Annotated in this window: 23 protein-coding genes; 12 read left to right on the forward strand and 11 right to left on the reverse strand. The window is 51.1% G+C overall.

All coding sequences use genetic code 11. From position 1 onward, the window contains the following. Nucleotides 1-4: 4 nt before the first annotated feature. A complete protein-coding gene (locus tag NST84_RS29910) occupies nt 5-1,042 on the forward strand; it encodes a hypothetical protein (RefSeq protein WP_342563627.1) in 1,038 nt (345 codons plus the stop codon). 75 nt (nt 1,043-1,117) lie between these two features. Here the strand turns inward: NST84_RS29910 and NST84_RS29915 are convergent, their stop codons facing one another. Beyond that, nucleotides 1,118-1,483 (reverse strand): helix-turn-helix transcriptional regulator, encoded by a 366-nt coding sequence (locus tag NST84_RS29915; RefSeq protein WP_342563628.1) that lies wholly within the window; start codon nt 1,481-1,483, stop codon nt 1,118-1,120. Between the two features lie 180 nt (nt 1,484-1,663). Here NST84_RS29915 and NST84_RS29920 point away from each other — a divergent pair, with 180 nt between their 5' ends. The 9 genes from NST84_RS29920 (at nt 1,664) to NST84_RS29960 (ending at nt 11,083) form a co-directional block, all read left to right on the forward strand. Beyond that, nucleotides 1,664-2,176: a hypothetical protein gene (locus NST84_RS29920; protein ID WP_342563629.1), complete on the forward strand. Its 513-nt coding sequence runs from the start codon at nt 1,664-1,666 to the stop codon at nt 2,174-2,176. Nucleotides 2,177-2,201: 25 nt separating this feature from the next. Continuing rightward, on the forward strand, nt 2,202-2,495 hold the full coding sequence (locus NST84_RS29925; RefSeq protein WP_342563630.1) for a hypothetical protein: 294 nt from the start codon (nt 2,202-2,204) through the stop codon (nt 2,493-2,495). 293 nt (nt 2,496-2,788) lie between these two features. Beyond that, on the forward strand, nt 2,789-3,286 hold the full coding sequence (locus NST84_RS29930; protein WP_342563631.1) for a hypothetical protein: 498 nt from the start codon (nt 2,789-2,791) through the stop codon (nt 3,284-3,286). Nucleotides 3,287-3,400: 114 nt separating this feature from the next. After that, entirely contained in the window at nt 3,401-6,376 is a 2,976-nt protein-coding gene (locus NST84_RS29935) for a bifunctional DNA primase/polymerase (RefSeq protein WP_342563632.1), read from the forward strand. 442 nt (nt 6,377-6,818) lie between these two features. Further along, nucleotides 6,819-7,217, forward strand: coding sequence for a hypothetical protein (locus tag NST84_RS29940; RefSeq protein ID WP_342563633.1), 399 nt, complete (start codon nt 6,819-6,821; stop codon nt 7,215-7,217). A 47-nt stretch (nt 7,218-7,264) separates the two neighbouring features. Then, nucleotides 7,265-7,675 carry a DNA repair protein RadC gene (gene radC / locus NST84_RS29945; protein WP_342563634.1) on the forward strand — a complete coding sequence of 137 codons (411 nt, stop codon included), beginning with the start codon at nt 7,265-7,267 and terminating at the stop codon, nt 7,673-7,675. Nucleotides 7,676-7,702: 27 nt separating this feature from the next. Beyond that, nucleotides 7,703-7,867: a hypothetical protein gene (locus NST84_RS29950; RefSeq protein WP_342563635.1), complete on the forward strand. Its 165-nt coding sequence runs from the start codon at nt 7,703-7,705 to the stop codon at nt 7,865-7,867. Nucleotides 7,868-7,877: 10 nt separating this feature from the next. Further along, nucleotides 7,878-9,437, forward strand: a complete 1,560-nt coding sequence (locus NST84_RS29955) for a recombinase family protein (RefSeq protein ID WP_342563636.1) — start codon at nt 7,878-7,880, stop codon at nt 9,435-9,437. Next, complete coding sequence (locus NST84_RS29960; protein ID WP_342563637.1) at nt 9,434-11,083, forward strand: recombinase family protein; 1,650 nt, start codon at nt 9,434-9,436, stop codon at nt 11,081-11,083. Before NST84_RS29955 ends, NST84_RS29960 begins: the two co-directional genes overlap by 4 nt. A gap of 1,087 nt (nt 11,084-12,170) precedes the next feature. On the opposite strand, the gene rlmH is transcribed toward NST84_RS29960, so the two are convergent. From rlmH to NST84_RS29975, 3 genes are all read right to left on the reverse strand, one after another. Continuing rightward, complete coding sequence (gene rlmH / locus NST84_RS29965; protein ID WP_039878000.1) at nt 12,171-12,650, reverse strand: 23S rRNA (pseudouridine(1915)-N(3))-methyltransferase RlmH; 480 nt, start codon at nt 12,648-12,650, stop codon at nt 12,171-12,173. A gap of 89 nt (nt 12,651-12,739) precedes the next feature. Then, nucleotides 12,740-12,913 (reverse strand): hypothetical protein, encoded by a 174-nt coding sequence (locus tag NST84_RS29970; protein WP_342563638.1) that lies wholly within the window; start codon nt 12,911-12,913, stop codon nt 12,740-12,742. A gap of 586 nt (nt 12,914-13,499) precedes the next feature. After that, entirely contained in the window at nt 13,500-13,844 is a 345-nt protein-coding gene (locus NST84_RS29975; RefSeq protein WP_039878001.1) for a helix-turn-helix domain-containing protein, read from the reverse strand. 137 nt (nt 13,845-13,981) lie between these two features. Here NST84_RS29975 and NST84_RS29980 point away from each other — a divergent pair, with 137 nt between their 5' ends. After that, nucleotides 13,982-15,421 carry an MFS transporter gene (locus tag NST84_RS29980; RefSeq protein ID WP_342563639.1) on the forward strand — a complete coding sequence of 480 codons (1,440 nt, stop codon included), beginning with the start codon at nt 13,982-13,984 and terminating at the stop codon, nt 15,419-15,421. Between the two features lie 144 nt (nt 15,422-15,565). Here NST84_RS29980 and NST84_RS29985 read toward each other — a convergent pair whose 3' ends face one another. Beyond that, on the reverse strand, nt 15,566-15,733 hold the full coding sequence (locus NST84_RS29985; protein WP_066377900.1) for a CxxH/CxxC protein: 168 nt from the start codon (nt 15,731-15,733) through the stop codon (nt 15,566-15,568). Nucleotides 15,734-15,835: 102 nt separating this feature from the next. After that, on the reverse strand, nt 15,836-17,614 hold the full coding sequence (locus NST84_RS29990) for a M3 family oligoendopeptidase (RefSeq protein WP_342563640.1): 1,779 nt from the start codon (nt 17,612-17,614) through the stop codon (nt 15,836-15,838). Between the two features lie 170 nt (nt 17,615-17,784). Here NST84_RS29990 and NST84_RS29995 point away from each other — a divergent pair, with 170 nt between their 5' ends. Beyond that, entirely contained in the window at nt 17,785-19,122 is a 1,338-nt protein-coding gene (locus tag NST84_RS29995; protein WP_342563641.1) for a DUF2252 family protein, read from the forward strand. 67 nt (nt 19,123-19,189) lie between these two features. Here NST84_RS29995 and cydC read toward each other — a convergent pair whose 3' ends face one another. From cydC to NST84_RS30020, 5 genes are all read right to left on the reverse strand, one after another. Continuing rightward, nucleotides 19,190-20,983: a thiol reductant ABC exporter subunit CydC gene (gene cydC, locus NST84_RS30000; RefSeq protein ID WP_342563642.1), complete on the reverse strand. Its 1,794-nt coding sequence runs from the start codon at nt 20,981-20,983 to the stop codon at nt 19,190-19,192. Further along, nucleotides 20,980-22,737, reverse strand: a complete 1,758-nt coding sequence (gene cydD, locus NST84_RS30005; protein ID WP_342563643.1) for a thiol reductant ABC exporter subunit CydD — start codon at nt 22,735-22,737, stop codon at nt 20,980-20,982. Before cydD ends, cydC begins: the two co-directional genes overlap by 4 nt. Beyond that, entirely contained in the window at nt 22,737-23,753 is a 1,017-nt protein-coding gene (gene cydB / locus NST84_RS30010) for a cytochrome d ubiquinol oxidase subunit II (RefSeq protein WP_342563644.1), read from the reverse strand. The genes cydD and cydB overlap by 1 nt, the downstream gene beginning before the upstream one ends. After that, complete coding sequence (locus NST84_RS30015; RefSeq protein WP_342563645.1) at nt 23,740-25,146, reverse strand: cytochrome ubiquinol oxidase subunit I; 1,407 nt, start codon at nt 25,144-25,146, stop codon at nt 23,740-23,742. Before NST84_RS30015 ends, cydB begins: the two co-directional genes overlap by 14 nt. Before the next feature lie 225 nt (nt 25,147-25,371). Further along, complete coding sequence (locus NST84_RS30020; protein ID WP_039878009.1) at nt 25,372-25,602, reverse strand: cold-shock protein; 231 nt, start codon at nt 25,600-25,602, stop codon at nt 25,372-25,374. Between the last annotated feature and the right edge of the window lie 11 nt (nt 25,603-25,613).

A 25,613-nucleotide genomic window follows, 5' to 3' on the forward strand; every position in this document is an offset into this window, starting at 1 on the left:
TCCAGTGAATCCTTCCCTCAGTGAAAGCAAGAAAAAAGCGCTCTATGGCCTTATCACCCAGCGCTATGATGTGCATATGTCCCGCTTCCCTTACGCCAAGTACCCTTCCGAACCGCTTAACGAATGGCGGAAGCAGTTTGCTGATCCTCAGCATGTCCGCCCCGACATGATACGCTCTGCCCTGAACTGGCGGTGTGGCTTCTGGCAGCGCAGTAACGCGCCTTTTCCACAGAAGAAAATCACCATTACCGCCATCAAGTCATGGCCGGAGTTCATTGAACAAAAACTAACTGACCATGCAGCAATTCTATCGTTCTGGACGGACAAGTTCAGAGATACTGCTTTCGGTTTTGACGCAGCAGCCTTTCTGCTGCATCTTCTCCATCCCTCCGAACTGGAACTGGCCGATACACATCGGCTAGCTGCGATGCGTGATCTGCTTGCCGAAATTGGCCATGAGTTGCAATCTGAGGCATCTGCTTCTGATCTGGTCGTCTTGTCCCTTTACACCGAGTTTTTCCGTGGCCTCCTGCCCAAGATGCAGTCACAGCACGGTGAACAATCGTCCGTCAGACTCGACCGCTTCCTCATGGCCTACGGAAACCGGGAGGCGCTTGCCAAGCTCTCTGAGAAGTTTGGTCCCAGCGTCGAACCAATCGTTCCCTACGTGGACTGGAACGATCTGACCAGCGAGCATTTCCTTCCTGGCAAAATACTCGGACGCGCCAACGCCGATATCCTCTTTGCCTGCCTATTACTCACCTTGGATCACAATCCCGAGAAAGCATCCATTCTGACTGTTGAAGGTGTTGTCGAGCTTCTCCCTCTGGGTAGCGGGGGCATTTGCAATCCGGGTAGCTATCATTACGCCATGATCGCTATGTTTGGAGGACAGAAGGAGCGGGATTTCTTCGTATTTGAGGATGAGGCTCTCTCAAAAGCGTTCACCGAGCAGGCCAACAACTCTACGCGTGACATGCGCTTCTATCGCAAGCATGGACATGCCAAGATCAGTATCAACCCCAAATTTACCAAAGACTAAACAACACAAAACTACGTACATGCCGACACGTAAAAAGGCAAGCCAACTAGCCTACGCTAATCGCTCGCCCCCTTTCTAACCTTCTATTTTCTCCTGATCCAGTGTATCGAACATATCTCTGATCATGCGCTGGACTAGCTTCACCTCTGCCAGACTACGTTCGCGCAGCAAGGAATTATGGATATCCAGAACATTTTGCTTGTCCTCTTCCTCCTCCAACACTTCCAATCGACCGAACTTTAGAGCCTCCGCCGGGTCGGCCTCCAAGGCTGACATAATCCTTTCCAATGAGTTGAGAGATATATTCCGCTTTCCCCGTTCCACTCCACCAATATACGTATCTTGAAGGTCAGCCATTTCAGCAAGCTTAGCTTGCGACAGACCTTTTTGTATTCTAAGTTGCTTGATTCTGGCTCCTACCAGCGTCAAAAAATCCGCCATCCCCTACCACCTCTACTCTCAAGCGTAAGGATTAGAGGATTCTTTAGACAGGGCAACAAACTACAAGAAAATGCTGTAAATATAACTTATAAGTTCGTATAATGGAATTACTGAACGATTAGTGCTGGTAAAACACCCCTAGAAAGCTAATCGACAATCTATATGAAGGGATGAAATAACATGTCACGCATAGAAGTCATCCAGGAAGCGCCTCTGACCGACAATCCCCTTTACGTTCACGAGATCATTGGATACGTTCTCGTCACCTGCAAAGAGCTGGGTATGGACAAGTATCATGGGGAACATCTCGCGGTGCAGACGGCTATCCAAATCAAGAAGACCAGCCCCGAGGTTGCCGAACGCGCCTTCAACAACGCCAGTGAACTAAGCAAGACAAAAGGCATGGGCGTAGGGGAACTGATGAAATGGAACAAAGCTAAGTCACTAATGAAGAAACCAGTGTCACCAGAGTATCTGGATAGAATCTCTGATGATAAGGAACTGGATAGCAAAGAGGTTTCCGAAATTCAGGCGGCTGGATACCTAAGTCTGGCTGCTCTGGAACTGAATTTCTTGAGTGGGCAGCTTACACCGCTTGAGATGGAGTTCAACTATCAGCTTAGAGTATTGCCCCCAGATAAGGCTAATACTATCGGCCTGAACTTTCTAGGGCTGGAACTAGACGAAAACTAAACTATCATTGAGAGGAAGATCAAACATGTTAGACTTTTTGGCAGGCGCACTCATCCTGGGACTTGGAGCCTTCTATTATGTTATCCTGAACAAAGTATTCTCCATTACCTACATAGGGTTCTCTGGATTTTTCAAGGTTGTCGGAGGATGCCTCGTTGCCTCATTACTGACTATTGGCCTTACATTGGACTGGATTCAGTCTCATCCTGTATGGGCAAGCATTATCGGAGTCGTTCTTTTAATAATCATCATCGCGGTGTGGGTTGGCAAGCCCAGTTCAGAAAATGAAGTGCCTGAATCCCAAGACGAGGTATTTTGAGAATGACTTACTCTACTGAAATCGCGTATTCTTAATTTCCCAAGATTCTTGTTGACAGATGTGGAATTTTCCTGATATTATCCTAATACAATTCAATACTTGGCCGAGGCAATGAAGGATCTGATAATGGGAAACCTATCCCTAGGATCGAAACGCCACGTAAAAGCGAATCTTAATATGATGAGCGCCAGTGAAAAGACCTGCAAGTCAGGGGTCTTTTTGCTGGCGCTCTTTTTTTGTCTCTTTTTCGCGCCATGACCTCAAAACCCATAACGAAAAGGAGTGCAATGCCAATGTCTACTAATCAAAAATCGTCAAAAAAACGAACCAAAAAGAAGGACCCCAACCACTCGAAGGCTACATCAAAGGTGCAAACTGAATCCACCCTTGACTTCGACTTCAGCAGCCTTCGTCCAGTCCGCAGCAAGCAAGGCAGCTACAGATCAACCGAGCCTAGCATGCTGACCATTGTGAACACCAAGAAGAATGGAAAGCGGATCGTGCTAGCCATGGAAATCGTTGAGACGATTGGCTCCCCATCGGAAGTTGAGATACTCCTCAATGACTCTGGACTGGTCATTACTGAGGCTCTCGTTAGCGGCGACAATACCTTTCAGTTGAGAACATCTGCGAACAAGTACGTCATCTACGCGGCCGAACTGGTGCAGGAGGTCACGGAAATTTTCAATTTGGATTTTGACAACACAACATCCTTGTCATTTCGAACGGTGCAGTATATTAACCGGGAGGACGATACCGTCGCCTTTGTCGATCTAACTACGCAAGGATAGGTTTGATTGGGTAGAGCTGCTCGATTCTCCAATCCGGCAGCTCCATTCCTTCAGGTCTCAGTAAAGATTGGGAGAACAGTGAAATTCAACGCAACGATACGGAGTTGAAAATAAATGACAAGAAGTACGGAACCTAAACTACTGACTGCAAAAGCCTTGAACGCAATGAAACCAGGAGAAGCGGCGGAAGCTATGGCCTCAGCCAAACTGGGACCCAAATACCTTCCTCTTTGCCCTCCCGACCATCAGCATGTTTCCAAGCCGCATGCCGCAGCTTGCATGCGTCCCGGAAAAGTGCCCACCATTGAAAAGTGGCGCGAAAAGGCATCGGATGATCTGACTACTTTGCAGAAATGGTTCGGACACCACCCGAACCGTAACCTTGGGATGACACTGGGAGGAGAGGTCGGTATCGTCGGATTCGATGTTGATGGCGAATACGGGAAAGTGAGAATGGAAGAGATTTTTGATGGTGAAATTCCCGTCACTTGGCAGTTTTCTACCCCCGGAGGTGGAATGCGATTTCTGTTCGGTGTATCCAAGGAACGGCGGATTCGGAAACTTACTGATGCCCTTCCAAATGCTGAACACCAAGAACTGGCCCTTCTTGCTGACGGTCAAATGACTGTCCTTCCACCATCCCTGCACCAAAACGGCGGGCAATATCGCTGGATGCCAGGAAGAGGCCCTGGAGATGTGCCGCTGGCAGCTCTTCCCGAAGAAGTGCTCACCCAGATGCGAACACATATTAACAGGAGCACTTTCCTTAAAACAGAAAATGCGAACATGGGACCCGCCGGGCGGAAAACAGCGAGGATTAGAAAGGGCAACAGACCACCTAGTCCGGCATCGTTCACCACTTTGCCCGACCCAGACTTGCAGAAGCTGGCTGAAAAGTGCCTCCAAGTCCGGCAAGCCGTTGACGAGCAAGCCTGTGGCGGATGTCATGAGGAGCGCTGGCATTTGATTACCTCCATGCTCGCCAATGCAGGGTTTCCAAATGCGGCTCTTGCCTTCTCAGAGCTGAGCGAGAAGCACGATAACCGCAGTGAAACCCGTATTCGAAATATGGAGGCTGAGAAGGAAAGTTCCACTTATGGACCGACTCGCTGTGTGACTCTCGGATGTAATGCTGAGCAAATCGCCTCTTGTCAGGGCTCAGTAAGGAAAAGACAGCCAACAGAGGCACCCTCCAATACCCCTGTGACGTTTCTTTCCGCTGGGACTATAACCGTGGCGGGAAAGCCAACGTCACCCGCCGATTATGCTAATCTGATTGATAATAAATATGCTCTAAAGAACGACAATCTCTGTGAAGTACGTGTTAACGGGGACGGCTCAGCACACTACAAGCCGTTAGCAAACTTCGTTGCACGAATCGCTATGAGTGTCATGAGAGACGATGGAGCAGAACGTACCACTATGTACGAAATCGACGGAGTCATTATCTCCACCGGGAAGAAACTGCCTTCCGTGCGCATTCCCGCCAGTGAATTTGAAAGCATGAAGTGGTTGTCCAACTGGGGTCCGGAGCCGAACATCCAGCCGGGTAACATCATCCGGGATAGTGTACGTCACGCCATCCAGTCGACAGCGCTAGGAGCCGAGAACAAGCAGGTCTTTGCCCACTTAGGCTGGATCAAGATCGACTCAAAGTGGAAGTACCTCCACGCCGGAGGGGCACTCGGGGATACAGACATAGAGGTAGAACTAGAATCAAGGCTACAAAACTATGCACTTCCTAATGTTTCACTCGACCCCCAGGATGCCATGGTGTCCAGCCTCAAGCTCTTGAACATTGCTCCGCGCAGAGTGACGCTTGTGCTCTGGAGTCTGGTATTCCTCGCCCCACTTTGCGAGATGCTGCGGCAAGCGAGCCTGGAACCGAAGTTTCTCGTCTGGCTTCATGGCTACACCGGGTCAAGGAAGACCACGATCGCGAAGCTCTTCCTCAGCCATTTCGGAAATTTGCTGGAGCATCCGACTGCCAGCTTCAAGGACACAGCGAACTCTGTTGAAAAGCGGGGATTCGACACAAAAGACTCGCTCCTGCTCATAGATGACTATCACCCGACCAGTTCCCCGCAGGAGGGTAAGAAGATGGAACAGCTCGCGCAGCAAATTCTAAGGGGCTACGGTGATCGGGTCGGACGAGGAAGAATGAAACAAGACACCAGCCTAAGACCAGATTACCCTCCGCGCGGTATGGCAGTCATCACCGCAGAAGACATGTTAGGTGGCGCTTCCAGCGTCGCCCGCCTATTTCCCGCTGAGCTCAAACCAGCAGATGTCAAACTCAAGCGATTGACAAAAGCACAGCAACAATCCAAAAAGCTAAGTGAAGCAATGGCAGGCTATATCATATGGCTAGAAAAAATGATGAACGCCCCCCACGATAACAACCTGAAAGATATGTTTGCCGAAAAACGAAACAATGCGTCTAGTCAGGGTATCCACGGCAGACTGGTTGAGGCTTCTGTACTGCTCCACATCGGGCTCGAATTCGGACTTAAATACGCCGAGAGCGTCGGCGCAATTGAGGCAGCACAGAAAAAGCAGCTTCTTGAGCAGGGTTGGGGACTGTTCCTAAGCGCAGCCAATGAACAGGGGCTGAAGGTGAATGAGGTCAAAGCGACTACTCGGTTCATCACGATCATTTCTCAGTTGCTTGCGAACCATAGCATCTATTGCAAAGAGCTGCAAGGAACTCGTGAGCTAAACTTAGCACCACAAAACGGTATTCATGTTGGATGGTATGATAACAACTATTACTATTTTCTACCTGATCCGCTCTACAACGCAGTGAGTCTGTTCTTGTCCAAACAAGGAGAGCAATTCCCGATCTCCTCCTCAACACTATGGCAAGAACTTGGTAACGAAGGGTTGTCGCATACGGAAACCTCCTTGGATAATGGAAAGAAACGCCGCCACATGCTTGCGAAAAAGACAGTACAAAAACGACGTCAACGACTACTCTGTTTGAAACGCCAGGTATTGCATGAGGAGACCAACAAAGCGATCTCTAAGCGAAAGAAGAAGCCTATTTCTCTCAACCTCAGCAACGATGATCTCGAAGAGTTGAATTTCTGAAACCTCATGCCCCCTAGGCTGGGACATCGCCCCTCGAAAACTGTGGGATGGGGGCATAAGGAAAGCCATGACGGACAAGGGATTTCGGTAACGGTGCCCCCTTTGCCCCCGCATAAAAAAGAAAGAGAAAAGGAAAAAGGATTCCCCCCTGACAAAAAAAGTTTTTTTCTCTCCCCAGTTCCGGGGGGCACTGGGGGCACCGAGCCAAACACGATGAGTTGTAAGGATTTCCTGTACTCAGCGTCCGGGGCGCGGTCCAACTGGCAGGGGCAAAGGAGCTTTCTGGGACGAGGGACCGAAAACGCGGCCTACGGAGGTCGGCCAGATAAGTAGCTAGACAGACGACACGTAAGTACGAATCAAACACAATTATAAATGGATATTATTACCATGTACCCCTGGAGTAACAGGGGCTCTACTATCCATTTGGAGGCGATCCACTTTGAATCAGATTACATGCAAAACCGACCTTTACCACATTGGTGGCAAACTAGCCGCTCCCTATTTAGGAGTTGCCAAAAGAGAGCTTTCCCAACTGCTCGACATGCTTGACTCGGAAAGCACCAATCCAGACTTCCGGATCGACTCCGCAGGCTACCGAATTGTCTGCCTAGAGCATAAGGAACCTGATGCCGAGCTGGCATCCGTCAGTCTCTCCGCTCCCTTCCAGCAAGTAGAGTACGTTGAACTGTGTGAGGTCTACAAGATGCAATTCTATCGGATGCTGCTAATGCACGATAACGAATGCTTTACGATTGTGCTATCACCAAAAGAAGCGCAGAATGTAGGGCTTGAAACTTGGTTACACGAGCAATGTGGACAGGAGAGTGATCTGAGATGACCAAAGCCAGCAGTCCAGCCAAGCGCATTCAGGTTGTTAGCCTTCGCATGGTGAGAGAGCGTACGTCACTTCTATATCCTCAGCGCAAGATCACCAATCCCAAAGATGCCGCCGATCTCTTTCACCAGTTTATAGGGGATTGCGACAGGGAAGTATTCTGCATCATGACGCTGGACACGAAGAACCAGCCGACCGCCTTGCATGAAGTCTCCAGCGGAACACTGAATGCCTCTCTGGTGCACCCGAGGGAGACTTTCAAGCTCGCCATCTTGGCCAATGCGGCTTCCATTATCGGATGCCATAACCATCCTAGCGGCGACCCGACTCCAAGCCCCGAAGATGTGGAAATCACGGAGCGTATCCGGGATGCGGGCTCACTTATGGGTATTGATCTTCTCGACCACATCGTGCTTGGTGAGGGAAACTTCATCAGCCTGAAAGAACGGGGACTTATGTAAGTCATCCTTAGAACAGGAGTTGAACCTGTGATGCATACAATTCTAGAACCAAACGAACAAGACTTGTTCATCGACATCCTGGCCGATATGATCTGTCGTTACCTTGACGACGAAAAGGAACGGCAACAGCGTGCAGCCTTCTGGCTAAGATTCTTTGAAGATTTAGGCATCGAAGCCCGAATCGTAGCGTAAGGGCAACTACATGAATCACGAACAGCAACTAGCTGCCCTCTACATTCGTGTTTCGACAGAAGAACAGGTCGAAGGCTTTAGCCTAGATGCCCAGCGGTTAGCCCTTCTGGATCACTGTCGTAAGGCTCAGATCAGTGTTTACAAGGTATACATCGACGCTGGCCGCTCGGGCAAGTCCATTGATGGCCGACCTGCACTATGCGAACTTCTAGAAGACGCCCGTAGTGGACGCTTCCAGCAAGTCGTGTGCCTGCGGCTGAATCGGCTGTCTCGCAAGCTTACAGACCTCCTGCATATCTACGAATTGCTGGAGAGGCATGGAGTCGCTCTACGCAGTCTTACGGAGGATCTCCACACGGACACGCCGATGGGCAAGTTCGCTCTCCAGATGTCCGGAGCAGTTGCCGAACACGAAAGACGGCAGATTGCACAGAATGTACGTCAAAGCATGCAGCGGCGTAGTAGGCTTGGTAGGTGGAACAGCGGAAATCAGGTTCTCGGATACCGCTGGGTAACCCATTCTGGTAACCCTCACCTTTCCTATGTAGAGATCGTACCCGAGGAAGCAAAGCAGGTCATCTCCATTTTCGAAATGTATGCCAGCGGTCTTGGCCTGAAAGCCATTGCCAACCGACTGAACAATGCAGGCTACAAAACCAAACGAGGAAAGGCATTCTATAGCATCTCGGTAAGAGGCATTTTGACTAACGTTAACTATATCGGCAAGATCACCTACACAGACGAAAACAATAGCAGAAAAATCGTGAAGGGAGAACACGAGGCGATCGTCCCAACAGAGCTTTGGAAGAAGGTGCAGCAAAGGCTTGCTGGACAAGCCACTCTATCAGTCAAGCAAATTGTCCGGCCCTTCCCACTTGCAGGACTACTCAAGTGCCCAGCCTGCGGAAGCAGCATGATCCCGTGTCATGTATACCGGAAGCGAAAGAGCGGTGTACATTCCAAGAGCTTCTATTACATTTGCTGCCGCTACAACTCTGGGGGAAGTGCAGTCTGCTCACCTAACCATATCCGGGCAAACGAAGCTGAAGTCTGGGTAGAGTCTCAGCTCCGGCATTTCATAACCCAGCCTACCGTTGCCGAGCAGTTGGTTGCCGAGATCAATCGTAGGCGAGACAAGAAGCTGCAACCTATCCGACAACGTATAATGAAAATCGACAACCAGACCTCCTCCTTAAAGAACCGCAGCATACGCTGCTACGAACTTTTTGAAGACGGGCATATTGATGCCCCGGAACTCAAAAAAAGGCTTAGCGAGATTCGCTCAGAGTCAACCCTTTTGGAGGGAGAACGGAAAGAACTAGAAAGGGCTGTAGCTGAACAACCCGATCGCTCCATTCCTCCGGCGAGCGTTCGGCAGGCGCTAGACAACTTTCGGCCACTACTGCGAAGTGCTGTCCCTGAGCAACAAAGGAAGCTTTATCGAAGCCTTATCGACAAGATTAACGTCCCGCATAATCGGGACATCACAAAGGCGACTATTCAAGGAACATCGGCCCTGCTAAATCTACAGATTCCGCCGATTCCAATAAAGGGGAATGAGAGTTCATGAATGAAACAGTAAGAGTCGCCATCTACGCCCGCGTCAGCACGGAGGAGCAGGCTGAATTCGGCTACTCCATAGACGCGCAGCTTGAAACCCTACGGAAATATTGCGAACTCTACAACAGAGTAATCGTCGGTGAATACGTGGATCGTGGCGTCAGCGGGAAGAGTATTGAAGGCCGCTACGAGTTGCAGCAACTTCTTCGAGATGCTCAAGAAAACAAGTTTGACCTGGTGTTAGTTTGGAAATTCAATCGGATGGCACGGAAGAATATCGACCTTCTTCATATCGTTGAACTACTTCAAAAAAACAACGTCGCCTTCCGGTCATTTTCCGAAGATTTTGACACGACCACATCTATGGGGAAGTTTGCCTTGCAGATGATGGGTGCGGTAGGAGAACTTGAGCGGAATACTATCGTTGACAATGTGAAGATGGGGCACAAGCAACGCGCTAGAACAGGCAAGCATAATGGAAAGGTGCCTCTCGGATACCGGAGCGTCAAGATCGACGCACGAGGAAGGGAATCCAAGATCGTCATCATCGAGGAGGAGGCTGCGCTCGTTCGAAACATTTTCGAGCAGTATGCCGCCGGTCACGGCCTGAAGGCCATCGCCAACGATTTGAACCACCGGGGCCATAAAACTAAGTCCGGAAATCCTTTCTCTACTTGCTCCATCCGGGACATTATCGACAATCCGATGTTTGTCGGAAAAATTCGTTACAACCGCTATGAGAATTGGGCAGAGAGACGGCGCAAGGGCAAAACCTCTGAACTGATCCTTGTAGACGGACATCATCCAGCTATAATCACAGACGAAGTATGGGAGAAAGTGCAACTTCTGCGGAAGAAAAAAGCTACCATGCCGAAAAAGCGTTTTGAGGGTGAGTACCTGTTGACTGGGCTCATCCGCTGTCCCGAATGCGGCGCGGCAATGACCGCGAGCCTTACAGTGAACCGGGCAAAGGACGGCACGAAAATCGTACGGATGTACTATTCCTGTGGGCGTTTCCGCAGCCAAGGGAGCTCCGTCTGTCACGCCAACAGCGTCCGCAAGGACGAAGCGGAAAAGGCGGTGACTGAACGTATCCAAGAAGCGGTCACAAAGCCCGAAATCCTCAAAAAAGTCGTCCGTAGCGTCAACGAGCATAGATCAGGGCGTATCAAGCCTCTACAGGACGAATTAGCAGGAGTACAGGTCAGGATCGACAATCTGGAGGAAAAGAAACGTAAATACCTTGGATTGTACGAAATGGACGAGATAGACCGCGACCTGTTCGCGGGACGACTGAACGACCTGAACAAGGAGCTAGACACCGAGCTCACCCGCCGATCCAAGCTGCAACTGGAGCTCCGAGATGACCAGGCCGATCCCATCTCCTACGAGCTCGTGCGCTCCCTGGTGAGCCGGTTCGACGCACTGCTCCAACGCTCACCGTTCCCGCAGCGCAAGACCCTGCTGCATCTGATCGTGAAGCGGATTACGCTGGACGACAGGAAGCGCGTCGGCAACATAGAACTTGCCTTCAACGAGGAGACCGAGAAGCATTTTTTAAGTGTAGCCCCTTCTGCTGAACAACAAGCAGAAGGGGCTTTTCCGTTATCCGGAAAAGCCCCCCTTCTCAAAAAAACACTAACCATCTTCATTTAGGTTAATTCTGTATTTAAGCCAGCGTAGCACCCGATGCAACTAAGTTCGTAGCTAACGCCCATCCGGTCTCTCCAACTGCTTTGACTAGACCTTTAACTCTATCCTTTAATCTACGCTTCATAGGCGTTCCCTCCTCTTTGGTGGCCTCTTTACACGATGAAATTCTATCTAACCAATATCTCACCAACGAAAGAATGACCAGAGGGACAATGTAGCATACGAACCCGACTGGATTCGAACCAATTGGCGCTGACGATGACCTAAATACAGAATGTCTTTGTTATTTATGCTTCTCTCTATAACCAACTTGGAGTCTGTCTTACTTTCAATATCTCAAAAAATCTTTCTTCCAATTTCCTTGACAAACGAATAATAATCCCTTAATATTACATTAGGGGATAGTGTATCTATTTCTGTGGACTCTTCCATTCGGGATTCCGATGCTACCAACATCAGAATTGCGTTGCTTACACTCACCATAACCGACCTTAGGAATTACTATACACGAGATAATTCGCTTTTGCAAGCGGCTTTCGTATGCTTCACAAGTATACATATGATGTTCCCATCATGTTCGTACATATACAATGACTGAGGTCCTCTGTGTCAGCTTCGACCAATGCAAACCAAAAAGAGTCCTAATCTAGGGGCTGAATACCGAATAGGTGCGCTGATCTCCGAGTACAAATAAGGAGGTCACACACATGAAGGTTTGCTTTTATCCCAAGAGCACCCATGTGAGACAACACGACCGTAAGCCGCACCCAGTGCGTGCCCACTACCGTGCTGGAAGGTACATTCCGTACAATCCGATGCGTAGCGGTTCCGTTGTCTCCGAACACTGCCGAAGTTAGGCAGCCGCCGTCCCGTCCCTAAGTCACAGCACTAATTTGCAGTACAAGCCCTCGGTCCTTATGACGAGGGCTTTTTTCTTATTCCATGCAAGCCTTGATTGATTTCAAGCAGTCTCCAAACTCCTTTCCAAGCTGCTTGGTAAGTATAAACAGCTCGACGAAGTAATTCACACAGCCTGTTGATATATGCAAGAACAGCACAAGCGTTATAGTGTAGGATAGCATATTTCGCCCTACTTATGGTACGGTTCCCCCCGATTTATCTTCACCGCGCGATAAATCTGCTCCACCAGCACCAGCCGCATGAGCTGATGGGGCAGCGTCATGCGGCCGAAGCTCATGCGCTGCTGGGCGCGGCGCATCACGTCATCGGAGAGGCCATGGCTGCCTCCGATGACGAACACGACATGGCTCGTCCCGTAGGTGCCGAGCCGGTCGATTTCCGCGGCAAGCTCCTCGGAGCTCCAGAGCTTGCCATCAATCGCGAGCGCAATGACATGCGCATCGCTCTTGATGTGCGCGAGGATGCGCTCTCCCTCGCGCGTTTTCACCTGGACCACCTCAGCGTCGCTGAGATTGTCCGGTGCTTTTTCATCCGCCACCTCAATCACCTGAAATTTGAGATATGGCGTCAACCGCTTGGCATATTCTGCGATGCCGCTGACCAAATATTTTTCCTTCAATTTGCCTACGCCAATAATTTGAATGAACATGATATCCTCCATATGCCGGCCGGAAGCCGGCTTTTGCTCGTTAATGTGAATGTATAATAAGAAGGCAGAATGTAACTGCCTGCTCCGCCTTAATTTGTCCTAAAATAAGCAATTCCATAAAACACACCCACAACCACCACGGCCAAGACTACAAAAGCAATTATGCCGGTCATAAACGACCCGCCTGCCGATTCTTTTACCAGTTCTTTTTCTCTCTGCTTGGCTGCATTTTCCTCGGAACCATTCAAGTTGCCAGGCTTCATAAACACTCTACACCAGCTCCTCTCTATGACCATAGCTTACCATATACCGCACCCGCTGTTTATTGGTAGAACTTCTGCTTGAGCAATAGTCTGTCAAAATTAAGTGGAATTTCGGCATTTATTTCCGGCGTTTTATAAAATTTGCAATCAATAGGTGGAAAATCAACACTTAGTTTGGTCCAAAACCCCTTAATGGAGCAAAATCCGAGATATTAAGTGTCGTTTTTCCAACTAGCACCCTCTCACCTATGGTAAGACTAAGAAATAGTTTACCTTTTTCCACTTAGATTAGTCATGGGTAGCCTGTAAAGTTACTTTCACTCATTCGTTAAGTACAAAGCCACCATAACTCCACACCTCAGCTACTTTTCTGCCCAAAAACCCCATATCCTTCACCAATCACACTGTGTAACTTACACCGCCAAGCATACAACCACGCAAAGAAGACCCTGCTACCGCAGAGTCTCCCAAATCTATGTTACTCCAGACACAAAGCCCGGCATTCGACGTCCCACTCTACAACAAACTATCCCCGCATCCTAGAGCAACTATTATTGCAACTCTTTTACTCTTCACTCTTCACTCTTTACTCTTCCATCCGCTCCCCAAACTCCACCGCCCCACCGGCCGCCTCATACGCCTCTAATATCGAATCCAGCACCCCCGGAAACCGCTCATTCAGATCCTCTTCCCGCAGCGACAAAATGCGCTGGGTGCCCTGTGCCCGTGTATGCACAACACCTGATTCGCGCAGGGTTCGGGCGTGATGGGACAAGGTGGATTTGGCGATCGGTACCTTAAAGCTGTTGCAGGCCTGCTCGCCGTGCTTGCGGATTTCTGACACAACATATAAACGGATCGGATCGCTAAGCGCATACAAAACTGAAGCAAGCTGTATGTCCTTGCGGTCCGGATGATGGAGCAGCTTCATATATAAGACCCCTTTATAATAGAGATGATTATTTTGCATCTTCCTAATTGCATTTTACAACTTTGCATGCTATATTTCAATTGTTCGTAAGGAATCGAACTATTAAACAATAGAAACAAAGGAGTGGCGCACCCACCATGAACTCATTACATATATCCAGCGATACTGCCGGCAAAAAAAGCGATCCGCTCAATGGAGCGCTCAACCCTGCTGCCTCAGAACCCACCCTCCCCCGTGAAGGCCTGCTAACCCTGTTGTTCAGCGTCGCCGTTGTGCTCGTCATCATGAACACAGCGATGTTCAATCTGGCGCTGCCGGATGTAACTGAGGCGTTCGGCATTACGGCAGCATCGGCATCCTGGATTGTGACCGGGTATTCCATTATGTTCTCGATTGCTTCTATTACGTACAGCCGGCTTTCCGATTTCCTGCCAATTCGCCGGCTGCTGATTATCGGCCTGCTAACGCTGGGGCTGTCCGCTGTAGCCGGCTTCTTCAGTACTAACTTCATCTTCCTGCTGATCGTACGGATTCTGCAGGCATCCGGTGCGGGAGCCGTTATGTCCCTGTCACTTGTCCTGTTCACCCGTTATGTTCCACAGGCCCGCCGTGGCAAAGCCATGGCAACCATCATGTCCGCCGTCTCGCTCGGACTGGGACTTGGCCCGGTAGCAGGCGGCTCCATCGTCGAGTATCTGGGCTGGCACTGGCTGTTCGCCGTTACAGCAGCGATTTTGCTGCTGGTGCCACTGTTTATGGTTCTGCTTCCTAAGGAAATACCTGCACGCGGCTCGTTCGACATCCTGGGAGGGCTTTACCTAGGGATCGGAACCACCGGCTTGCTGCTGTTCCTGACCAGCGGACTATGGGTTGCGCTAATTGCCGGAATCGTCGCGATTGCCCTGTTCGTTGGCCGCATCCGCAGCACCCCTGATCCGTTCGTGATGCCGGCGCTGTTCGCCAACCGCTCATATCTCGTGCTTGCCCTGGTCGGGGTCGCCTCTTACCTGTGCAGCTTCGCTACCCTGTTCCTGCTGCCGCAGATTTTGACCCACCGCTTCGGGTTCACGGCCAGCCATGCCGGGCTGGTGATTTTCCCGGGCTCACTGCTGGCGATCTTCGTCTCCCGTGCCGTCGGGCGGGTCATTGACCGATACGGCAACGCCGGAATCCTGCGTTACGCACCGCTGCTGGTGCTGCTGGCAACTGTGCTGTTCGCCTTCCTGGCTGGCCAGTCCTGGGTCGCTGTCATGCTCGTTTATATGATTATGAGCTTGTCCTTTACCGTACTGTCGAGCAGCGTATCTAACGAGATTTCACGTATCCTGCCATCCTCGCAAATCGGCTCAGGCATGGGACTGTTCCAGCTGCTGCAGTTCTTCAGCGGAGCATTCAGCGTAGCGATGGCTGCCAGCGCCTTGGAATGGCAAAAGAGTCTGCCGCTCTCTACAGCCTACTCCAACATTTACTGGGGGCTGTCCGTTGCCGCAATCATCGCAATCGTGTCCGCATTTGCCTACCATCGCAGCAGCCGGGGCGGCCGCCTTACCCAGATGGCAGATGCAGCAGACGCCTAATTCCTTACTATCTTGCTACTTATCTGTAATGGCCTTTCTAACGAAAGGCTTAAAATAAGGTCCCATTGCTCCACATACACCAAAACACCCTCCAGACCGCTTCCGCGGCTGCAGGGTGTTCTTTTTCATAAATGACAGCAGTCCTTAGACCACCAGATATTCCGCATTCTTCTCACATTCCGCACATTTCGCCGGCGGGTCCCAGTCCGAGAACTCGGTCTCCTTCAGATCCACAACATCCGGTGCATCCTCGTACTCGTCCACAAATCTGTCGATGGCCAGCTCAACGTGTTCTTTACACACTACATACATTCAATCAAGCATCCCTTTCTGCGCCGCTGCGGCGTATACTTCTACTATTGTTCTACCACACTTCCCCCTAAAAAGGAACCTTCCTCCGCGCAAAAGTCCTTCTTACTCCGCTCCAGCGAACTTCCTGGCATCTCCGGCAATCAGCTGAAGCGCATCCCGCCAAAAAGCCAAAGAATGAACATCAATATCCATCAGCCTGGCGGCATCGGCAATATTCCGTGTGCTGGAGGCTGAGAGGAACTGCTCGTACCGGCTGACGAACGCCTGCCCCTGCTTTTTATACTGCGCATACAGCCCTTTGGAGAACAGCAGCCCGAACGAATACGGGAAGTTGAGGAACTCATTACCTGACATATAATATCCGGCCTTGCTGATCCACTGATAGGGATGGATGGAGTCCGGCAGCACACTTTCGCCGTAAGCAGCGGTTATCGACTCCAGCATCAGTCCGTTTAACTCGTCCACAGAGAGGTTTCCGGATTTTCTGCGCTCATACAACCTGCCCTCGAAGCAATACCGCGCATAGAAATCAACGATATAATATCCGGCATCCGCCAGATTCCGCTCCAGAATAGCTTCTGCTTCGCTTGCAGGTACATTCTGCAGCAGCTCACTACTAATCAGACTCTCGCAAAAAATCGACGCCGTCTCGGCAACCGGCACCGGATAATCGGTATTCACCATACTCTGCCCGGCAAGCCGGCTGCTGTGGTAAGCATGTCCAATCTCATGCGCCAGCACGCTCACATCTATATAATTGCCGTGGAAGCTGGTAATCATCCGGCTCTCCCCAATCGGAAAGATATCAACACACATCCCGAAGCTTCCCTTACCGCTGCGCGGCTCGGCATCGATCCAGCGCTGTTCAAACACCTTTTGGGCAAAAGCGCCCAGCTCCGGACTGAAGCTGCTAAAGCCGGAGATAATCATCGCCTGCGCCTGCTCATAGGTCATTACACCTGACGATTCTCCGCCAACAGGCGCAAATATATCATAGAACGGAAGCGCGCCGGGATGCCCCAGCAGCTCAGCCTTCTTCATATAGTACCGGTGAAACACCGGCAGACTCTCCCGGATTGCCTGCAGCATCACTTCCAGTGTTGCTTCATCCATCCGCGAAGCTTCCAGCACCTTATGCAGCGGCGATGCATATCCCCGCAGCTCATAGACTGCCGCCGCTTCACCGGCTACCGCATTAATACAAGCAGCACTCAGCGTAGCTACACTCCGGCAGGCTTCGCCCTCGCCCGCTGCCGCGGCTTTCCGTACGGCTGCATCTGAATCATATGCTAAATTCCGCAGATCAGCCAGCGACATACTCCGCTCCTTGCCATCAATCTGCATATCTACCCGCAGCGTAGACAGCGTCCGCATATACAGCCGCTCCCAAGCCTTCGAGCCGTTGGCCTGCATCCGGGCAATGACCGCTTCGCCCTCTGCGCTCAGCAGATGCCGCGACTTGGCCTGCAGCTCACGCAGATAGAAGCTATGCTCTCCCAGATAAGCGCTTGACCCCACACTTCCTTCCAACTCCTCCGCACTAACCCGGGCCAGCCATTTGCTGAAGCTCACCCGTGCTTCCTCTGCCCCGCTGCTGAGCTCCTCCAGCTCATCCAGCAGATCGACGGCTTCTGTGTTACTGCTGTCTGCGCTGAAGACCAGCTCCGCATAGCTCAATAAGCGAAGGTAAATGCTTTTATAAGCGTTATATTGTTTAAGGAACTGCTCCATAACTTCAGAAGCATCCTGTAGATTCTCCAGCTGTAAGTCTGCCCATGCTGCAAGCTCTCCGGCTAATGTCTCCACAAGCCTGCGGTCCTGCCGGAAGGGCTCCGACTGAAAGCCGGGATATATGCTGCTCAAATCCCATGTTAACTGCATTTTTAACATCTCCTTATATTAGCTGCAGTAACCGCTGCTCCTCACATGCTTCCACCTCATTCTTCATATCCTTCACGGGGTAATTTCTTGTAAGTATATCACGCTTGCCAAATTGCTAGTCTATGGAAATAATAGATTTAGTTATATCAGTCTCGAAAGGAGCATCACCCATGGTTAACCAGACGATTACCGAAGGGGTCATCCGTACACGCACGAAGCTGCGCAGAGACCTGCTGATTTCTATTTTAGATGAATTTGACGGCGGTATCATGTCTTTAAGTCATATCGACCGGGCAGAGAAATACGGTAAAATGGCGCAAAGCGCCTTTTCCTTCTACCGCGGCAGCGCCTATCTGTTTTATTTTGATACGACCAGGCAGTACTTTCCGTATCACAGCGCACCGGAGCGTCCGACCTGGATTCAGGGGGACCTGCATTTTGAGAATTTTGGCGCTTTCCGCAGTGAGGACGGGGCCATTGTCTATGATGTGAATGATTTTGACGAGGGGTATGTCGGCTCTTATCTCTATGATCTGCTGCGCATGGCGGTCAGTATTTCCCTTGTCTGCAGACAGCTTGGTTACGGCGGAACGGAGCAGCAGAGCTTTATTACCCAATATGCAAAAGCCTATGCGCGGCAAATCCGCCGCTTCTGCCAGGGTAAGGATGATCCCGCTGATTATATGGTGGACGAGGCTAACGCCAAAGGCCCGGTCAAAAAGCTGCTGCGCAAGCTGGAGAAACGCCGCCAGAGTCATTTTCTGGAGAAGGTTACGGCCCATATGCAGAGCAGCAGAGTGTTTCTGGAGAACGCCGAGCTGCTGATTCCTGATGCGGACGAGCAGGCACAGCTGGAGCAGTCGTGGGGCTTCTATAAGCAGACGGTTGCTTCCCGCAAGCTGCAGGACGAGCATTTTCAGATTAAGGATATTGCGGTCAAGCGCGGATCAGGCACAGCTTCAATCGGACTCGACCGTTATTATATTCTGATTGAGGGCGGTCTGGAGCAGGAAGGGACAGATGATCCTGTGCTTGAGGTAAAAGAGGTGCGCGCTCCCGTCCCGGCCTACTTCATGCCGTATTCCGAATCCTTCTGGCAGGCCTTTGCCCATCAGGGCAAACGGGTAACCGCTACCCAGCAGGCGATGCACCATAAGGCCGATCCTTACCTCGGGTTCCTGACTATGGGCGGACGCGAATTCTACGTCAGAGAACGCTCCCCCTACAAAAAAAGACTGAAGCCCGAAGACATCTCCGACGCCGGTGAACTGACCAAAGTGCTGGAGCTGATGGGCAGCCTGACCGCCAAAATGCACGCCCGGGCCGATGCCGATGTGGACAAAGGAATTCTCGATTACCATAGCGAGCAGGAAATTGCCAGAGCCATGGGCGCGGATGCGGACGCTTTTGCCCGTTATATTGCCGAGTGGGCTTTTGGCTATGCTAATCAGGTGGAGAAGGACTACGCCATGTTCAAGGATTGGGTAACCGCAGAATTCGGCCTATAAATTTGTGCAAAAAAGGAAGCTCTCACCGCCCGGCGCCGGGCAGGAGAAGCATCCTTTTCTATATAACCTATTTCTCTTCCTGAGTATCCGCATCTATAAACTGAACCGGCCGGTCCAGCTCATACAGCTTGCGGTAGCGCGGTGCGCGGTCCATCAACTCATCATGGGTACCGCGCATCTCTACCTGCCCGTTCTCCATAAAAATCACCTCATCCATCTGCTCTGCACCGACCAGATGATGAGTCACCCAGATCAGCGTCTTGCCGGCCATCGCCTCGAACATGGTGGCCAGCAGCTCGCGTTCTGTCCGCGGATCAAGACCCACCGTCGGCTCATCGAGCACAACCACCGGCGTATTCTGCAGCAGAATCCGGGCCAGGGCTATCCGCTGGCGTTCACCGCCGGAGAAGCGCTGCCCGGCCTCGCGGACCGGAGTGTTATAGCCTTCCGGCAGCGAAGAGATCAGATTATCCAGCTTCGCCAATGCTGCCGCTTTGCGGATGTCCTCCTCTGAAGCCTCAGGATTACCGAGCCGGATATTGTTCGCCACCGTAGTGTCGAACAGGTGCGGGCTCTGATTCAGCACGGCAATGAGCTGCGGAATCTGCTCACCATAGGCGGAAGCATCCACGCCATTAATGGTTACCGAGCCGGCTGCGGGAGCAAGTACGCCCTGCACCATCTTGAGCAGCGTCGATTTACCGGCTCCGCTGCGGCCGATCACAGCAACCTTACGGCCCTGCGGCAGATCAAGACTCAGATTCTGAACAGACCAGCTGTCATCTGATGAATACCGGTAGCCAGCAGACTTCAATTCAATATGCGCCCGGCCGTCAGCCTGGATACTACGTACCTGTGCTGCAGCCTCTGCATTTACAGTATCAGCAGCTGCCCGGGGCACAGTTCCTTGCGCTTCTTCTACCCCGTTCAGCCGCTCCAGTGAATTCCGGTATTGCGGAATCTTCTCGATGGCCTCTGATACCGGCAAAAAGGCATCCGCCACCGGGAAGACCACCAGCACGAACGCGGCAATCAGCGTTCCGGCAATGGCTCCGTCTGCGAATTCTCCGGCTGACCAGTACAGCATCGACAGCACGGCAACACCGACTACAGCTTGCCCGATGAACATCCGCAGGCGTGCCCAGCTGCGCAGCGCCCCGTCCGTACGGGCAACTTCCCGTTCGTCTGCTTCATAAGTGGCTACGAACTGCGCCTGTCTTCCGCTGATCATCCAGTCGCCCATACCGAGCACAGCATCGGTCAGCTTCTGGTAGAGCCGGTTGCGCTCCTGCTTGACCTGCCGCTGCCGTCTTTGGGTGAACAGCAGCGAGATCAGCGGCAGGACAACCACCAGCACCAGCATGTACAGCCCCATCAATAGAGCAAACGCCAGATCAAAGGTACCCAGTGAAATGATGGCCACTGCATAGAGCAGCAGCGCAATAATACTTGGGAACACCGTGCGGAGATACACGTTCTGCAGGTATTCAATATCATCAGCCAGCATGCCGAGAATATCACCAGTGCGGAAGCGCGAAGACAGAAACAAAGCCTGTGGCTCCAGTATGTTATACAGACGAATACGCATCTTGGACAGAATCCGCAGAATCGTATCATGTCCAACCAGCCGCTCCACATAGTGAATAACAGCGCGGCTTGTCCCGAAGGTGCGTACGCCGACAATCGGCACATAGACCATCAGGATATTTTCGGGCGGGATCGATGACTTGGAAATCAGAAAGCCCGAAGTGTACATCAGGGACGAAGCCGAGAAGATCGTCAGCGCACCCAGGACAATAATCAGTACAAAACGCCAGAAATAGCTGGAGGCATAAGGAGCAAACCATCCTTCACGTTTCAATGGATTCCCTCCAGTTGACTTTGAATAAGCCCGTAATAAGCGCCCCGGCGCCGGATCAGCTCACGGTGTGTACCCGCTTCCGCTACCCGGCCTTGCTGCATCACCACAATCAGATCCATATCCATCATCCAATGCAGCCGATGGGTCGCCAGGAATACCAGTTTTCCTTCGAACAACGGGAGCATCGTTTCCTTAAGCTCATATTCCGTCTCAATATCAAGATGAGCTGTCGGCTCATCAAGCAGCATGACCGGGCGGCTGCTGAGCAGCGCACGGGCCAGAGCGATACGCTGCTCCTGCCCGCCGCTGACCACCCGTCCGCCCCCGCCGATCATTTCGTTTAACCCGTCCGGAAATGATGAGACAAGCTGCGATAAACCTGCGGCCTTCATTACCGCCTCTACCTCCGCAAGCGTCGCCTCCGGATAGTAAAAGCGCACATTATCCGCCAGCGTGCCGCTGAAGATGTACGGACGCTGCGGGATATAGGCCGTCTGTCTGCGCCATTCTTCATCCGTCAGCGCACTGACACGGTTTCCGTTAATGCTCAGGCTGCCTGATGTAGGGTGAAGGAATCCGCCCAGAATGTCGACAAGCGTCGACTTTCCGGCTCCGCTTTCCCCGATAATTCCAATCTTCGCAGCTCCGGTAAAGGCCAGGTTCACATCTGTAAGAGATGAGATCCCGTCGGCTTCATACTGAACGCCAATTCCTTCAAGCGTAAGAGTACTATCCGACTTCCAGCCGAATGCTCCTGCCTGTAATGGCTGCGCAGATGTCAGTCCGTCCACGGAAAGCGGCTCAGCCTTCACTGTATCACGGTCAATAATATCCTTCATCGCTTCACCGGCTTCTTTGCCGTCCAGTGTCGCATGGAAATCGGCACCGACCAGCCGGACCGGCAGGAAGTATTCCGGTGCCAGAATCAGAATCGTCAGACCGGTAACCAGGGTCATCTCTTCATTGATCAGCCGCAGCCCGAGGCTTACGGCGACAGATGCTACAGATAACATAGTGAAAAAATCGAGTGCAAACGAAGAGAGGAATGCTACACGAAGCGTCCGCATCGTTGCCGAGCGGTACCGGTCGCTGACTGTGGCAATACTCCCGCTATGGCTGCGGCTGCGCCCGAGAAATTTCAGTGTCTCCAGCCCGCGCAGCGAATCGACGAAATGATTGGACAGCGTCCGGTAGGACTTCAGCTGGCGGTCCATCTGCTTGCGTGCTGTCATCCCGATCAGAATCATAAAAACAATAATGATCGGCATCGTTAAGGTCAGAATGACCCCGCTTGAAGTATCAAGCCAGTAAATATAGGCCAGCAGCAGCCAAGGTGTAACGCCCATCCCAACCATCCGCGGAATAATCAGCTCCAGATACGTACGGAACTTGGTCACTCCCTCAAGCACAATTGTAACCAGTGTTCCTGTTCCCCGGTCGCCTGCCAGCCTTGGTCCCAGCTGGAACAGCTTATCCATCATTTGTCTCCGCATGCTGCTGCCGGTAGCCTCCGCGAAGCCGTAGGAGACACGGCTCATCAGCATCGCACAGGCATGACGCACAAGAAACGCAAGAAGGAACAAGAGCATTCTTGCCCCTTGTTCCTTCAGCGGTTCTCCCGCAAATAGCGCCGAGACAGCTTCTGCCAGCGACTTGGCCAGCAGAAGAATGGACAGGCTTTGCACCAGGGTAAGGAAGCCAACGATCAGAAAGACCGGCTTAACTCCTTTATACCCAAGCAAATTTTTATCCATTAGTATTCAAGATGCTCCTTCTCGTGAACCCGTTTGTGGAAGATAAAATAGCTCCAGATCTGATAGCCGAGTACGAACGGCAGCAGAGTCAGTGCTACAATGGTCATTACTTTAAGGGAGTAATGGCCGGATGCGGCATTGGTAATAGTCAGGCTGAATGCCGAATCAATCGAGCTGATCATCACCCGCGGGAACAGTCCCACGAAGACAGACAGTACAGACAGAGCCATTACGGCACCCGTCATTCCGAACGCCCAGCTGTCTTTCTTCTTGCTCATGAAGTAACCGGAAAGTACAAATGCAATAACTCCTATAACTACGAGAATTGTAAGTACCGTTCCGCGTTGTTCAAAGATATCAGTCATGAAATAAGTCATAACAACAAAGGCTGCGAGCAGCACTGCCAGCGGAATCAGCAGCAGCTGGCCAAGCTTGCGGGCTCGCACCTGAAGATCACCAACTGTACGCAGGGTAGTGAACATCAGTCCATGTACCAGGCACAGCATAACAACGGTAATACCCGCTACTACTGTATAAGGATTAACGATATCGAAGAATCCGGCATACATCTGCATGTCGCCGTCAATCGGCAGCCCTTTAATGAAGCTTGCGAAGACAACGGCAAGCAGGAACGGCGGCAGGAAGCTGCCGAAGAAAATGCAGACATCCCAGGTTTTTTTCCAGGTCTGTGAATCCCGTTTGCCTCTGAATTCAAAGGCTACACCACGTGCAATCAGCGCCAGCAGCGCGAATACGAACGGAATATAGAATCCGCTGAACAGCGTAGCATACCAGTTCGGGAAGGCGGCGAACATCGCCCCGGCTCCTGTCAGCAGCCATACCTCATTCGCATCCCAGAAAGGTCCGATCGAGTTAATCAGCAGACGGCGTTCTGTATCATTCTTGGCCAGAATCTGCGTTTCCATGCCTACGCCGAAGTCGAAGCCCTCCAGGAAGAAGAAACCGATAAACAGGACCGCAATCAGCACAAACCACAATTCATTAAGAGAAAGCATGTGTAGTTCCCTCCTTGCTATACGGGTCATGGGCATCTCCATGATCGTGATCCATGTGATAAGGGCCCTTTTTAATAACTTTAATGAACAATCCAACCATAACAATACCCAGAATGGCATAAATGGCGTTAAAAGTAATTACCGAGAACAGGACAGATCCTGCAGAAACGTTAGGCGATACACTGTCTTCCGTCGTCATCAGGCCGAACACGGTCCAAGGCTGACGTCCAATCTCGGTCATAATCCAGCCGGCGGTATTCGCAATCGGCGGGAGCAGAAGTCCCCAGAACATAAAGCGCAGGAACCAGGTATTCGGACGCTCCATCTTTTTACGCCACATCAGATACATCGCATACAGGCCAAACACTACCATAAGCGAACCGGCGGCCACCATGATCCGGAAGCTCCAGAACGTAGTCCGCACAGGCGGAATATAATTACCCGGGCCATATTCCTGTTCATATTCCGCCTGCAGCGTATTCATCCCTTTAACATCACCGGAGAATTTACTGTAGGACAGGAAGCTGAGCAGATATGGAATCTTGATCTCACCAGAGTTAACTTTATTCTCAGGATCAATGAAAGCAGTCACTGTCCAGGCAGCAGGGTCCCCGCTGTCTTCCCAGAGACCTTCCGATGCAGCCATCTTCATCGGCTGTGTCTCTACCAGATACTGTGCCTGGGCATGCCCGGCAACGGCTACGCCGACAGAGGATACGATACCGACAATTGCTGCAATTTCAAACGATCTTCTGAAAAAGGCAACGTCCTGCTTCTTTAGCATTTTGTAGGCACTAATCCCGGTTACCAGGAAGGCGCCAGTTGCATAGGCAGCCAGCAGGGTATGCGGCAATTCAACAAGCAGTTGTCCGTTCGTAATGAGCGCCAGGAAGTCATTCATTTCAGCCCGGCCGTTATTTATTTCAAACCCGACAGGGTGCTGCATAAACGAGTTGGCAGTAAGAATCCAGAACGCTGACAGCGTTGTTCCCAGTGCAACCATCCAGATCGACAGCAGGTGTATCTTCTTGGAAACCTTGTCCCAGCCGAAGATCCAGATTCCGATGAAGGTAGACTCCAGGAAGAAGGCCAACAGCGCCTCAATTGCAAGTGGAGCTCCGAACACGTCACCGACAAAGCGGGAATAATCTGACCAGTTCATCCCGAACTGGAACTCCTGCAGAATCCCTGTTACTACACCTACTGCAAAGTTAATCAGGAACAGGTGTCCCCAAAACTTTGCCATTCTTTTGTACTCTTCATTGCCATTTCTGACGTACATCGTCTCCATAATAGCAATCAGCAGTGCCAGACCAATCGACACCGGTACAAAGAAATAATGAAAGATCGTCGTCGACGCAAATTGTATACGCGACAGCATTACTGTATCCATATTTCTCCCCTTCCTTCTCCCCATTCAATACGTCTATTCTGTCAAAAACATAAAGATTAAAGTGTGATATATATCACATTATACGCCTCGTTTTAGGCTAATTTTTAATGAATTTGTGACAAATATCACAATATTCCGTATAGAAAGCAAAAAAAATAAGACGGTTTGACCGTCTTGGATTTGTTCATCATTTATATTGTAAGGTTGACTTATAATAGGTGATGGTCAGGTAATGGAAATACCCTTTTTAAGTGATTTCAGATCGCCGTTGGAATTCACCAGCTGCGGCAGCATCTTCATATTACGGGCCATTGGAGCATGGCAGAGGGGGCAAGACGGCGCATGTTCAAATGCGAAATTATCCCTCATCCATCCATTGCAGTCATCGTTGGTACAAGCCCAAATAGCGGTATTCTCTTCCGGTACTTCCTCGACAGGCTTTTTCCGGTAGTTCATTGCCGTTCCTC

This window comes from Paenibacillus sp. FSL R7-0345, from assembly GCF_038595055.1.
In the GTDB taxonomy this organism is placed as follows: domain Bacteria; phylum Bacillota; class Bacilli; order Paenibacillales; family Paenibacillaceae; genus Paenibacillus_AQ.

Coding starts and splice junctions, on each gene's coding strand:
- cydB (WP_342563644.1), bottom strand. CDS start 23,753: ATGCTTTCTCTTAATGAATTGTGGTTTGTGCTGATTGCGGTCCTGTTT.
- NST84_RS29975 (WP_039878001.1), bottom strand. CDS start 13,844: ATGAAGCTGCTCCATCATCCGGACCGCAAGGACATACAGCTTGCTTCA.
- NST84_RS29925 (WP_342563630.1), top strand. CDS start 2,202: ATGTTAGACTTTTTGGCAGGCGCACTCATCCTGGGACTTGGAGCCTTC.
- NST84_RS29930 (WP_342563631.1), top strand. CDS start 2,789: ATGTCTACTAATCAAAAATCGTCAAAAAAACGAACCAAAAAGAAGGAC.
- NST84_RS30015 (WP_342563645.1), bottom strand. CDS start 25,146: ATGGATACAGTAATGCTGTCGCGTATACAATTTGCGTCGACGACGATC.
- NST84_RS29990 (WP_342563640.1), bottom strand. CDS start 17,614: ATGCAGTTAACATGGGATTTGAGCAGCATATATCCCGGCTTTCAGTCG.
- NST84_RS29960 (WP_342563637.1), top strand. CDS start 9,434: ATGAATGAAACAGTAAGAGTCGCCATCTACGCCCGCGTCAGCACGGAG.
- NST84_RS29970 (WP_342563638.1), bottom strand. CDS start 12,913: ATGAAGCCTGGCAACTTGAATGGTTCCGAGGAAAATGCAGCCAAGCAG.
- NST84_RS29980 (WP_342563639.1), top strand. CDS start 13,982: ATGAACTCATTACATATATCCAGCGATACTGCCGGCAAAAAAAGCGAT.
- NST84_RS29955 (WP_342563636.1), top strand. CDS start 7,878: ATGAATCACGAACAGCAACTAGCTGCCCTCTACATTCGTGTTTCGACA.
- NST84_RS29985 (WP_066377900.1), bottom strand. CDS start 15,733: ATGTATGTAGTGTGTAAAGAACACGTTGAGCTGGCCATCGACAGATTT.
- radC (WP_342563634.1), top strand. CDS start 7,265: ATGGTGAGAGAGCGTACGTCACTTCTATATCCTCAGCGCAAGATCACC.
- NST84_RS29935 (WP_342563632.1), top strand. CDS start 3,401: ATGACAAGAAGTACGGAACCTAAACTACTGACTGCAAAAGCCTTGAAC.
- NST84_RS29920 (WP_342563629.1), top strand. CDS start 1,664: ATGTCACGCATAGAAGTCATCCAGGAAGCGCCTCTGACCGACAATCCC.
- NST84_RS29995 (WP_342563641.1), top strand. CDS start 17,785: ATGGTTAACCAGACGATTACCGAAGGGGTCATCCGTACACGCACGAAG.
- cydD (WP_342563643.1), bottom strand. CDS start 22,737: ATGGATAAAAATTTGCTTGGGTATAAAGGAGTTAAGCCGGTCTTTCTG.
- NST84_RS29915 (WP_342563628.1), bottom strand. CDS start 1,483: ATGGCGGATTTTTTGACGCTGGTAGGAGCCAGAATCAAGCAACTTAGA.
- NST84_RS30020 (WP_039878009.1), bottom strand. CDS start 25,602: ATGAACTACCGGAAAAAGCCTGTCGAGGAAGTACCGGAAGAGAATACC.
- rlmH (WP_039878000.1), bottom strand. CDS start 12,650: ATGTTCATTCAAATTATTGGCGTAGGCAAATTGAAGGAAAAATATTTG.